This is a genomic window from Oscillospiraceae bacterium, from assembly GCA_034925865.1.
Taxonomy (GTDB): Bacteria; Bacillota; Clostridia; order Oscillospirales; family SIG627; genus SIG704.
This window is the reverse complement of the sequence record JAYFRN010000012.1, coordinates 44,687-57,019: the sequence shown is the minus strand read 5'-3', so window position 1 is coordinate 57,019 and position 12,333 is coordinate 44,687. Positions and strand designations below refer to the sequence as shown.

At 44.6% G+C, this 12,333-nt stretch carries 7 protein-coding genes and 1 pseudogene; all 8 read right to left on the bottom strand.

Annotated elements, in window-relative coordinates:
* Nucleotides 1-3 precede the first annotated feature (3 nt).
* The gene (locus VB118_06405) at nt 4-627 is read right to left on the bottom strand and encodes a 4'-phosphopantetheinyl transferase superfamily protein (protein ID MEA4832229.1); all 624 of its coding nucleotides are present in this window, start codon (nt 625-627) and stop codon (nt 4-6) included.
* A gap of 139 nt (nt 628-766) precedes the next feature.
* Nucleotides 767-3,262: pseudogene (gyrA, locus tag VB118_06400) on the bottom strand (DNA gyrase subunit A).
* Nucleotides 3,263-3,441: 179 nt separating this feature from the next.
* The gene (locus VB118_06395) at nt 3,442-4,374 is read right to left on the bottom strand and encodes a hexose kinase (protein ID MEA4832228.1); all 933 of its coding nucleotides are present in this window, start codon (nt 4,372-4,374) and stop codon (nt 3,442-3,444) included.
* Nucleotides 4,375-4,509: 135 nt separating this feature from the next.
* The gene (gyrB, locus tag VB118_06390; GenBank protein ID MEA4832227.1) at nt 4,510-6,513 is read right to left on the bottom strand and encodes a DNA topoisomerase (ATP-hydrolyzing) subunit B; all 2,004 of its coding nucleotides are present in this window, start codon (nt 6,511-6,513) and stop codon (nt 4,510-4,512) included.
* An 85-nt stretch (nt 6,514-6,598) separates the two neighbouring features.
* The gene (locus VB118_06385) at nt 6,599-7,777 is read right to left on the bottom strand and encodes a DNA replication/repair protein RecF (GenBank protein MEA4832226.1); all 1,179 of its coding nucleotides are present in this window, start codon (nt 7,775-7,777) and stop codon (nt 6,599-6,601) included.
* Nucleotides 7,778-7,818: 41 nt separating this feature from the next.
* On the bottom strand, nt 7,819-8,928 hold the full coding sequence (gene dnaN, locus VB118_06380) for a DNA polymerase III subunit beta (GenBank protein MEA4832225.1): 1,110 nt from the start codon (nt 8,926-8,928) through the stop codon (nt 7,819-7,821).
* A gap of 355 nt (nt 8,929-9,283) precedes the next feature.
* The gene (gene dnaA / locus VB118_06375; GenBank protein ID MEA4832224.1) at nt 9,284-10,807 is read right to left on the bottom strand and encodes a chromosomal replication initiator protein DnaA; all 1,524 of its coding nucleotides are present in this window, start codon (nt 10,805-10,807) and stop codon (nt 9,284-9,286) included.
* Between the two features lie 507 nt (nt 10,808-11,314).
* On the bottom strand, nt 11,315-11,857 hold the full coding sequence (locus tag VB118_06370) for a CarD family transcriptional regulator (GenBank protein ID MEA4832223.1): 543 nt from the start codon (nt 11,855-11,857) through the stop codon (nt 11,315-11,317).
* Between the last annotated feature and the right edge of the window lie 476 nt (nt 11,858-12,333).

Here is a 12,333-nt window from a genome sequence, read left to right as displayed (position 1 = left end):
ATTTTATAATTTGTTCAGCGCGACCGAGGCCGCTCCGAGAAAGCCCGCCATTGCCGAAACGGCGATATCCGAGAAATCGTAAAGCTCAAAGCCGGAGGCGGACGATGCCGAGTCGGCACACGCTGCCCTCAGCCCTGATATCCCTTCACCCGAGCATTTCACAATCGCCTCTTTTCTAGTCCAGACGCGTATAAATTCATGATCGGGTTCGTTTGAGGAATATATTTTTTTGCGCTCACCTTCGGAAAAGAACCTTTCGGCTATTCTTTCAAAACGTGTGTCAAGCATCGCAGGCTGTTCATCCGTGCTTTTTTCGCGGCTTACAAAGCATTCGATATCTATTCCGATATCGCGGCAGCTTTCGGAAAACGCCGCGGCAAAGAAACCCCGGCTGTGAGAGACGGAAAAGCAAACTCCTGTTTCCCGCGGAAAATAAGGCTTTCCCTTACAGGATAATTCGAATTCCGGCGCGGATAAGCCGCGTTCGGCAAAGAATCTTCGTATCGCTTCTCCGCGCAGCCCGTTTGTATCACTGCGAGTATATTTTCCTATGCTGTCACACGCGAAATAAAATGTCACTCCGCGATCAGCTCTCCGTATCATCTTCGTCGGTTTCGTCAGCGTCATCAACTTCGTCATTTTCATCGGTTTCGTCAATTAAATCATTTTCATCGGTTTCGTCGATTATGTCATTATCATCGGTCTCGTCGATTATGTCATTATCATCTTCGCTGCCGTCGTCTTCAAGCAGTTCGATTTCGTCCGCGCTGTCTTCTGAATCTGAAACAGATGCTTTTTCGATGTTTTCTTTATCTATCTCGTCGTCGTTCTTGATCTTGCGCAGCCCGACAACGGTTTCGCCTTCTCCGGTTAGCCTCATGACGATAACCCCGGCGGTGCTTCTTCCCATTACTCTTATCTGGGCAACTTTTGTGCGTATCATCATACCGTTGTCGGCAATCAGCATTATTTCGTCGTCGCCTTCAACGGCGGCGATACCGGCCAGCTTTCCGGTCTTTTCGGTGAGCTTGTGGCAGATAACTCCCTTTCCTCCGCGGGCGCGAAGCGGGAAGCTTTCCAGTGCCGTCCGTTTGCCGAAGCCCTTTTCGGTTATAGATAACAGGTCGCGGGAAACAGCTCCGTCTTCCGTGCGTACAAACACGCACGCTCCGACGACGCTTTCTCCTTCTCCCAGCCTTATGCCTCTTACTCCGGCGGCCTGTCTGCCCATTATGCGCGCGGCTTCTTCATTGAATCTTATTCCGCGTCCGGCGCTTGTCGCCATCAATATCTGTGCTTTTCCGTCGGTTTTGCTGACAAACAACAGCTCGTCGCCGTCACGAAGGTCTATCGCGCGTATTCCGTTTTTCTTTATGCGTTTGAACAGGTTCAGCCGGCATCTCTTTATCTTTCCCTGCCTGGTCACCATGACAAGATATTCGTCGGTGTTCAGTTTTCCGACCGATATAAACGCGGTCACATGCTCGTCCTGCTCAAGCTTCAATATGTTGACGATGTTCGTGCCCTTCGCGGTTCTCGAAGCCTCGGGGATTTCATAAGTCTTCTTTATGAACAGCTTTCCTTTATCCGTAAACATGAAAAGATAATTATGACTGCCGGAAACGAAGATATCCCTTACGGCGTCCTCGTCCTTCGTCGTCATCGCGGTGATGCCCTTTCCTCCGCGGTTCTGAGCCTGATATACGTCGACGGACATTCTCTTGATATATCCTGTCTCAGTTATCGCAACGACGCAGTTCGTGCGCTCGATAAGATCCTCGTATATTATATCGTCCGTCGCCGTCTCAATTGCGGTACGGCGTTCGTCGCCGTATATCCTTTTGATTTCCAAAAGCTCGTCCTTGATAATAGCGAAAATTCCCGATTCATCCGCGAGGATACCCTCCAGCTTTTCAATCAAAGCTATCTTTTCGTTCATTTCGGCGATGATTTTCTCTATTTCCAGTCCGGCAAGTCTGCCGAGCGGCATATCTACGATCGCCTGTCCCTGGACATCCGTAAAGCCAAATGCGTCGATCAAAGCGGCCTTTGCCTCCGGCACCGTGCGTTTTGACCTTATTATCCTGATAACCTCGTCGATATTGTCAATCGCGGTTTTAAGAGCCTCTAATATGTGCAGGCGTGCCTTGGCTTTTTCAAGGTCATATTTTATGCGCCTTGTTACGACATCCTCCTGATGCTTTATATAATACTGAAGCATCTGCTTCAGATTCAGGGTTTTCGGCTCATTATCCACGAGTGCAAGCATATTTATCGCAAATGTATCCTGAAGCTGCGAATATTTGTATAAAAGGTTCAGCACGACCTGAGGATTGGCGTCGCGCTTTAGCTCAATGACGATCCTCATGCCGTTTCTGCCGGATTCGTCCCTGAGGTCGCTTATTCCGTCGATCTTTTTATCCTTGACAAGCTCGGCAATCGAGGCGACCAGAGCCGACTTATTTACCTGATATGGTATCTGATCAAAAATAATGCTCGTCTTGTTGCCGTGCTCCTCGAATTTATGGTTTGCCCTGACAAGCACCTTTCCGCGTCCGGTCATATATGCCTCGTATATGCCGCTCGTGCCGTATATCGTCGCTCCTGTTGGAAAATCCGGCCCCTTTATATATTCTATAAGCTCCTGGATAGGCGCTTTCGGATTGTCGATCAGATGAACCGTCCCGTCTATGACCTCTCCGAGGTTGTGCGGCGGTATGTTCGTCGCCATTCCGACCGCTATGCCAATCGAACCGTTTACAAGCAGGTTCGGGAATCTGCACGGCAAAACCACCGGCTCTTTTCCCTTGTTGTCAAAATTGGGGACAAAATCGACGACCTCCTTGTCGAGGTCGCTCAGCATCTCCGATGCGATTTTGCTCATTCTCGCTTCTGTGTACCTGTAAGCCGCGGCGCCGTCGCCGTCAACGTTGCCAAAGTTTCCGTGACCCTCGACAAGAGGATATCTGAGTGAAAACGGCTGTGCCATACGCACCATCGTATCATAAACCGCCGCGTCACCGTGCGGATGATAATGTCCGAGCACGTTTCCGACCGTTGTCGCCGATTTGCGGAAAGGCTTGTCGTTTGTGAGCTTGTCTTCATACATCGAATACAGTATTCGTCTGTGCACCGGCTTCAGTCCGTCGCGGACATCGGGAAGAGCGCGGCCGACAATGACGCTCATCGCATACTCTATATAGGACTTTTTAATTTCCTTTTCTATTTCTACGTTATATATCGTCTGTCCTTCTGTTTTAATTTCCATTACTTATTCCTTTATTCTGATATATTAATGCGATTTATATTATTATTAACTCGGCATTTAAATAATTACCGCTTAAAGAGAGAAAAGACTCTGGTATATGGGCTTTTCTCTGTTATAAAACAAGACTTATTTAATTGCCGTTTTAATACCGCTTGCGATAGCCTGTATTATTTTCACCGTGAAAGCAGCGTTTTTCTGACATAGCTTTGCGCGTTTTCAAGCTCTTCGGAAACAGCTCTATACCATATGTTTGTTCCGTTTTTTTCCGGAATTTTCGAAAGCCCGCTTAAAAATGCCGCAAGCAGCGTGTCTCCGGCTCCGTTCGGATTGCATTTCGGAATTTCCGCCGCAGGTGAAAAAACGCCCTTCCCGCCCGACGAGTAATACGCGCCCCTTGCTCCCAGCGAAAGCAATATGTTTATTCCTGTCTGTGAACTGAGCTCGTCACATTTTTCACATGCCGTTTCAATTGTGGAAAAGTTTTCGCCAACAAGTGAAGAAAGCTCAGTTTCGTTTGGCTTGATAAGATACGGAGAAGCTTTCATTACGTTTTTTAAAAGAATTCCGTCACAGTCGCATATAACCTTTAAATCAAGCTCCCTTACACGCCCGATTATCGAGTTATAAACAAGCTTATCCACACCCTGTGGAGAACTCCCGGAAAGCACGAGATACCCTTCTTCGCTTTTCTCACGGTTTTCACACATCTGCGACGCGGTTTTCCACACCTTTTCAACAAGCGCTTCGGTCTCCTCTGCCGTCACCGGACCGCCCGGCGAGTTGATTTCGGTATATTCGTTATTAAGACAATCTTCATTCAGAATTTTTATATTTGTTCTTGTCTCTGCACCTGTTTTCACAAATAAAAATTCTATTTTTTCTTTGTAAAGCGCTTCGCGTATATATTCGCCTGTCGCGCCTCCGGCAAAGCCTACTACAACGCATTCCGCGCCTGTGTTTTTCAGCGCTCTTGCAACGTTTATGCCCTTTCCTCCGGCACTGTATACGACTGAGTCCGCCCGGTTCGTTTTCCCGGGTTCAAAACCGCCTTTTACGCTAACGACCATATCCCTCGCGGGATTTAAGCATACCGCAATGGCATACATATTTATCTTTGCTTCTCTTTCTTTTTTATAAGGAACGCCGGAGACTTTTTCGCAAAAAAGTCTCCCCTTACCCCTAAAAAGCTCATTTGGGGAAATTAAACATTATTCTCGTTAAAACAGCAAATTACGCTTTGATCAAATATCAAGATTCGAAACATATTTTGCGTTTTGTTCAATGAATTCTCTTCTGGGCTCAACCTTGTCGCCCATGAGAAGCGAAAACGCGGCTTCCGCGGAGATCGCGTTTTCTATATTAACCTGTAAAAGCGATCTTGTCGCGGGATCCATCGTCGTCTCCCAAAGCTGAGTCGCGTCCATTTCTCCAAGACCTTTATATCTCTCGGCGTTTACTCCGCTGCCGCCGAGCTTTTTAATGCATTCGTCTCTTTCATCATCGGAAAAAGCGTATAACTGCTGTTTTCCTTTAAAGACCTTATAAAGCGGCGGCTGTGCGCAAAAAACGTGTCCCTGCTCGATAAGTGCTCTCATGTGCCTGAAAAAGAACGTAAGCAGAAGTGTTTTGATATGCGCGCCGTCAACGTCGGCATCCGCCATAAGCACAATTTTGCCGTATCTCAATTTAGAAATATCGAATTCGTCGCCGATGCCTGTTCCCAGCGCCTGTATTATAGGAATGATCTGAACGGATGAATATATTTTGTCGAGTCTTGCTTTTTCGACGTTCAATATTTTTCCTCTGAGCGGAAGAATGGCCTGAAATTTGCTTTCCCTGCCGTCTTTCGCGGTTCCGCCTGCGGAATCTCCCTCGACTAAAAATAACTCTGTGTTCTCGGCGGCTCTGTCCTGACAGTCCGCGAGCTTTCCAGGCAGCGTGCTTGATTCGAGCGCGCTCTTTCTCCGCGTTAGCTCGCGCGCTTTTTTTGCCGCTTCTCTGGCGCGCGCCGCGGAAATTGATTTTTCTGTCAGCTGTTTCGCGACAGACGGGTTTTCTTCAAAATATTCTCCGAGCTTTTCAGTCACGAGCGAGTCGGTAAGCGTTTTGACGTTCGCGTTGCCTAGCTTTGTCTTTGTCTGTCCCTCAAACTGCGCGTCCGAAAGCTTTACGCTGACAATCGCCGTAAGACCTTCTCTGACGTCTTCTCCGGTAAAATTCCTGTCGTCGCCTTTTAATATGCTGTATTTGCGTGCGTAATCGTTGAAAACCTTTGTTATTCCTGTTTTAAATCCGGTTTCGTGCGTGCCGCCCTCCGCGGTGTGTATATTGTTCGCGAAGCTCATCAGCATTTCAGAATATCCGTCGTTATACTGCATTGCGATTTCAATCAGAATGTCGTCCTTTGAAGCACTTAAATATATGACGTCTTTGTTGAGAGCCGTGACAAGCCGCGTTTCATTTAAATACTCAACAAAGCTTTTTATTCCGCCTTCATAACACAGGCTTGTAAATTTCTTTTCTTTTTCTTTTTTGTAATAAACACAGTCTTCGTTTGGCTCCGTATCCTCTGCGTCGTTTTCGTTTTTATCCGGTTCGGCGTCGTTAAACGCACGGTTGTCCAAAAGCTCTATGGTAATTCCGGCATTTAAAAACGCCTGTTCCCTCAGTCTGTTCAAAACGGTCGTATAATCGTACTCGGTTTCTGTAAATATCATTTTGTCCGGCATGAATCTGACGTAAAGACCGTTTTTTTCGGTTTCACCCTCGCAATTCAAACCGCGCGCGACAAAACCTCTTTCAAACCGCTCCGTATATATCTTTCCATCAAAGCAGTTGACTACCTCCATCCATTCGGAAAGGGCGTTTACAACGCTCGCGCCGACTCCGTGAAGGCCCCCTGATATCTTATATCCTCCCCCGCCGAATTTTCCTCCTGCGTGAAGTATAGTGAACACTACCTCCATTGTCGGTATGTGCATCTTGGGATGTATTCCCGCCGGCACTCCGCGGCCGTTGTCCTGAACAGACACACTTCCGTCGCTGTGAAGAGTGACAGTTATTTTATTGCATTTGCCTGCGAGAGCCTCATCTATGGAATTGTCCACGATCTCGTAAAGCAAATGATGAAGCCCGCGCTGTGATGTCGAACCTATATACATTCCCGGTCTTTTTCTGACCGCTTCCAATCCCTCAAGTACCTGTATCTGCTGCTCGCCGTATTCGAGCTTTTCTACATTTGCCAATTATTTATACCTCTTGTTTTGTTATTTTTTAATTTGATATCATAGACATTTCAGCGGAATAATGATCGCATGCATAGGATTATTTTTATTTCCTTATCCGCTCGATTTTACCGCCGGTCACGTTGAATATGCGACCTTCGAAGGAATTAAGCGTAGTGCAATCGCAAGCCGTAATAATAACCTGTCCCTTATCGAGTCTCTCGGTTACGAATTTCTGTCTTTTCGCGTCGAGCTCACTCAGAACATCGTCGAGTATATAAACGGGATTTCCGCCGGAGAATCTCTTTGATACCTCTCCCTCGGCGAGCTTCAGCGCCAAAACACAGCTTCTCTGCTGTCCCTGAGAAGCGAAAACCCTTGTGTTTTTTGAGTTCAGCGTCATCACAAGCTCGTCCCTGTGCGCCCCCCTTGAAGTGGCGCAAAGCCTTATATCGCTTTCCTTTGAGGCCTGCAGAAGCTTTAAATATTTCTTCACTGTTTCGGCTTCGTCGGGCGGCACTCCGTTTTCGCATTTGCCTTCGTCGTTTTCCGAGAAAGACAGATCACTTTTATACAATATTCCGAGCCTTTCGGCTCCGCCTGATATCTCGTCATACATTTTTTCGGCTTCCGGAGCAAGGCGGGAAATATATTCGTGTCTGGAAAGAAATATTTTTGCTCCGCTTTTTGCCACCGCGTCGTTCCAGGTTTCAAGAGTATCCTCCGCGCGTCTTCTGTCCGCTGCGCACGCCGCGCCCGCAATGGTTCTTATCAAGGCCGTTCTCTGATCTGTCTTGCGCGTATAATCGTTTAAAAGCGACGCGTATGCCGGCTTTATCTGACTGATCGCGCCGTCAATAAAGCTGCGCCTCTCCATCGGTCCGTCCTTTATTATCGAAAGATGCGATGGTGTAAAAAGCACGACTCTAAATGTTCCGAAAAATTCGCTGTATTTTTCAAGCTTGATTCCGTTCCTGTAAAATTCCCTCGGGCTCTTTTTAGAAAGCTTTATCTTAATGACGCTGTCTCGGATGGAATCATTTCGATTATGTTTTTCTTCGCTTATTTCCGCCGAAAGAGAGGCTCCGTTTTCACCGTATTTGATTATTTCAGAAGCTTTTGCGCTTCGAAAGCTTTTCCCGCTTGCAAAAAAATTTATCGCTTCCGCGAGATTTGTCTTTCCCTGAGCGTTGTCTCCGTAAATGATATTGACGCCCGGGCTGAATTCCACTGTCCCGGTTTCAAGATTTCTGAAATTTTCTGTCAGAATATTCTTAATTATCATATTTTTTTGATATTTCGATTATCGATTAATATCAGACGACATCACATTCTTACCGGCAGTATCATGTATTTATAATCCTCGTGATCAACCGGTGTTATCACCATTCCGGAAAACGGCGTATTAAGAGACATCACAATTTTATCATCTCCGCTTATCTGCGCACCCTTGAGAGCCTCTATTATATACCTGTGGTTGAAGCCAATCGTGAGATCCTCTCCTTCGACCTCGGCGGTTATCTCCTCGTCTATTTTGCCGGTTTCAGTCGCGGTTTTTATTTGAAGAACGTCACCGTAGATGATGAATTTTATAGCGGTCTTCATTTTGTCGTCGATTATCAGTCCGGCTCTTTCTATGCTGTCAATAAGCTCGGATATATCAACGGTGATATAAGTTTTAAACACCTTCTGGAACGAATTCTCATAATCTAAGAATTCGCCTTCCATCAGACGAGAGAAGAAGAAAAGCCCATTGAACGAAAATACAATATGCCTGCGCGTGAGCTCGATATTTACCGGAGTATCGTCGTCCTTTAACAGCTTCTGAAGCTCGGTAAGCGTCTTTCCGGGGACAATAAACCTTTCGGTAAGCGATTCCCCGGATGAAAACGGCGCCTTGCAAAATGAAATTCTGTATCCGTCGCAGGAGCAGACTCTCAGCTCGCTGTCCTTGAATTCGAAAAGAATACCCATGTATACGGGCTTTATATCTGTCTGAGCATACGAAAAGATCGTCTGTGAAATCATTTTCTTTAAAAAGGCTTGAGAAAGAGTTATTCCTTTTTCGCTGACAAGCTCAGGAAGAGCCGGAAAGATATCTCCGGACATTCCCGCTATTTCGAATTTGGTCTTTCCGGAGCTAATTGATACGTTGTTTCTTTCGTCGGTGGCTATCGTGATCTCACCCTGCGGCATCATTTTTATTATGCCGGCAAACTTCATTCCCTTAACAAGTATGCAGCCGCTTTCTATTATATCCGCGTCGCAGCTTGTCTTCATTCCTTTACTGTTGTCGTATCCGATAACTGTAAGCTTTCCGTCCTCCGCGTTCAAGTACAGGCATTCAAGCACGGCGACCGTATTCTTTGCCGAAACGGCGCACAACGCGGGAGCGATAGCTTCGTTAAGCGCTTTTGATTCCGCTCTGATGAACATGTCGGTCTCCTTTATTATATCAATATTATATTTTTATATATTCAGCAGCAGTAGCAGTAGTGTATGTTAAAACTGTGAAAAACACGGATTTGCCTTTCGAGGCAACGTGTTTTAAAACTTTAGAGCTTTAAAAAGCTGTCCGTTTTGCTCTTAAGTGCTGTTGAAAACTTCGAAGAAATCTTATTTTCTCAATAAAGGAAAGCTTTTATAAAAATGCGCCGGAATTATCAACAAAATTCTTATAGAGATATTATGATGTTTTTCACAGGGTTTTCCACAGCATGTCAATAATTTTAGTATTTAAAAGACAATGTCAGAAATGTGTACAAATTTGGTATATGTAATATATATTTGTTTATGATTTGATCATACGTATGAGTTCTGAAATGCTGTATTCGACGGAAGGCGATGAAGATATCTCGTTGTTCATTTTTTCAACGGCGGCCAGAATTGTCGTGTGGTGCTGTCCGTTGAAAAGACGTCCTATATCGTTTGAGGAGAGATCTGTTATCGTACGGAGAATGTAAATGGTCGCGTGACGGGCCTCGGATATCTCTTTGGTACGCTTTTTGGATTTGATATCATCCACCGAAATACCGTATTTTTTAGATACCACTGAAAACGTCTTGTCTATTGTAACTGAAATTGGCTCCGTTCCGGTGACGATATCCTGTATGCAGTCCTTCGCGAATTTTATATCTATCGGCGTGTCGTTTAAAAGGCTGTATGCGTTGAGCTTTTTAATCGCGCCCTCAAGCTGGCGAATGTTTGATTTTATCTGCTCTGCGAGATAGAAAATCACCTCATCCGGCACGTTTATTCCCATGGATTCGGATTTTCTTTTGAGTATCGCAATTCTCAGTTCGAGATCTGGCGGCTGTATATCGACGATAAGTCCCCATTCAAATCTCGTTTTAAGTCGTTCCTCAAGTGTCTGAATATCCTTAGGAGGTCTGTCCGAGGTGAGAATTATCTGTTTGCCTTGTTCATGGAGAGCGTTGAAGGTATGGAAAAATTCTTCCTGAATAGCGACCTTGCCGGCGATGAACTGTATATCGTCCATAAGAAGCACGTCGACATTGCGGTATTTATCTCTGAAATAATACATCGGCTTGTTTTGGGCAAGAGAAGAGATCATCTGATTCGTAAATTCCTCTCCTTTGACATACAGGACGTTTTTTGCCTTTCCTGATTTTAATATCTTATTGGTTATGGCAAACAGAAGGTGAGTTTTCCCCACGCCGGAAGAACCGTATATGAAAAGTGGGTTATAATCCTTCGCGGGATTGTTCGCGACCGCGAGACAGACGGCGTGCGCGTATTTGTTGGTGTTGCCGACTATAAAATTTTCAAAGGTGTATTCCTCATTGTAGGTAAGGTTGCCCGACAGAGGCTCCGGCCTATTTTCCGGCTCAATTTCTGGCGGAACGAAGGGCTTTTCTTCATTTTTTGCCAACGGTATGCCTGAGAGCGTGCCTGCCGGCATACCTGTCGGAGCTCCGGAAGGAATAACTGCGGCGGATTTTCTACTGCGCGAAAGAAACGCTGCGCTTGATTCCGCGCCGACCGGTATTCCGCCGTTGTTTATATGGTTTGAAATGACATCGTTTATATCTCCCATGACGTTTTCTGTCGAAAGGAATATGACATCAATCGGAAATCCGATGGTTTTCTTGAAGTATTTTTCAAGCATCGCCTTGTATCTGGAGGTCAGAATCTCGAGCATAAAGTCGGATTTGACAAGCACATATGCCGTGGATTCAGTCAGACGGCAAAGCACGAGATCCTTGAACCAGATGTTGTATGACGAATCGATAAGCTGTTCTTCCTTTTGCAAAGTCTGAAGTATATGTAAAAACAGTTCCTGAAGAGAATTCATTTTTCAGTGTTTTTCCTTTGCTTTATATCATTTTTTGTGATAAAAAAATACTTTATTCACAAGTTAAACGCCTATAACCAAGGCTTTTTGAATTGGCGAAAACAATTATTTTACTGGCATTTTAATATTTCAATTATAGCAAAAATATATGAATTTTTCAAGCCTTTTCTACTCTGTATATTAATATATATATATATATTATATATACTGATGCCCGGACGCGCAGAAATATAATTAACGCGATATAGTATTGCCGCTAGAATAGATGCAGACATAAGAGAATATCACCGAAACGGGCGCGGCGCGAATACGCGTCCGGCAAAGGCCTGTTACGGTGATTTTTCTTATATTATGAACATTAAAACGCCATTGAAATAAGCTCTGTTTTATAAGAGAGAAAAGCCCATATACCAAAGATTTTTCTCTTTTATCGGTATTTGTTTAAATACCGAGTTAATAATTGATCAGTATAATGCAAAGCCGGTATCAAGATCAGCGAGACGTCGGTTATATCGCCATTCCCATCATTTCGCCCAAAACAAAATTTATTGCCTTGTCCTTCGGAATATCAAGAACATATGCCAATTCCTCCGCCACCATATTTCCTGCGGCGGCGAAAAACCGTTCGTCGCAGGCGTAAAGCTTTTTATGAGTTTCGGTTGAATTTTTATGATCGACCAAGGTTTTAAGCATTCGTAAAATATCCATTTTTACTCCTGACGAAATGATCTGATCGAGCCGCGCGGCGCGCTTTTTGCCGTCCTCGATCCAGTCCTCATCTTTCTCAGAGGCTGTTTTTATAAGTAAATTCAATTCGTCCCTGGACATGGGCCGTTTCATCCGGGCTCCAGTTTCATCTGAATTAACCGGAACATATACCGTCGAGCTTTTGTCATAGACCGGACGAATCACATAGTATAAGCGATTCCCCGAGAGATTGAAATCCTGATTTCTTATATCCTCTACGATGCACATACCGACGCCCTTATATACAATATATTCACCGATACTGAATTCTTCATCCGAGTTTATGTTATCTGTCATATTCATCAATTTACCCACCCTTTCCGTGACGATTTGCATCCGTGATGATTATCCCCATCTTAAAAAGACATTAAACTTAAATTGAAAAATCATTACATATATATTATACACTATTTTTTGTTTTATTGCAAATGGCAATAATAAACAAAAATAGTGCTGTTTTTGCTCGCTGAGAGAGCAGAATCCCTGATAAATTACAATTATTAAATGCTTTTGCCGAAGGTTTGACAATATTAAAAGTGCCGTTTTCATAAAAAAAAATATTAAATAAATTAAAAATATTGTTGACATTTTGATATAAGCGGATTATAATATACCAAACAGAAAAAATCGTTGAGTAAGAGTAGTATTCGGTTGAACGGCTTCAGAGAGTTGCATAATGGTGTGAGTGCGGCAGTTCGCGATATCGGAGAATGGACTTATGAGAGCGGAGAGAAAGCGTCGATTACAATTCTTCAGAGACGCAAGTAATGTCCGACGGG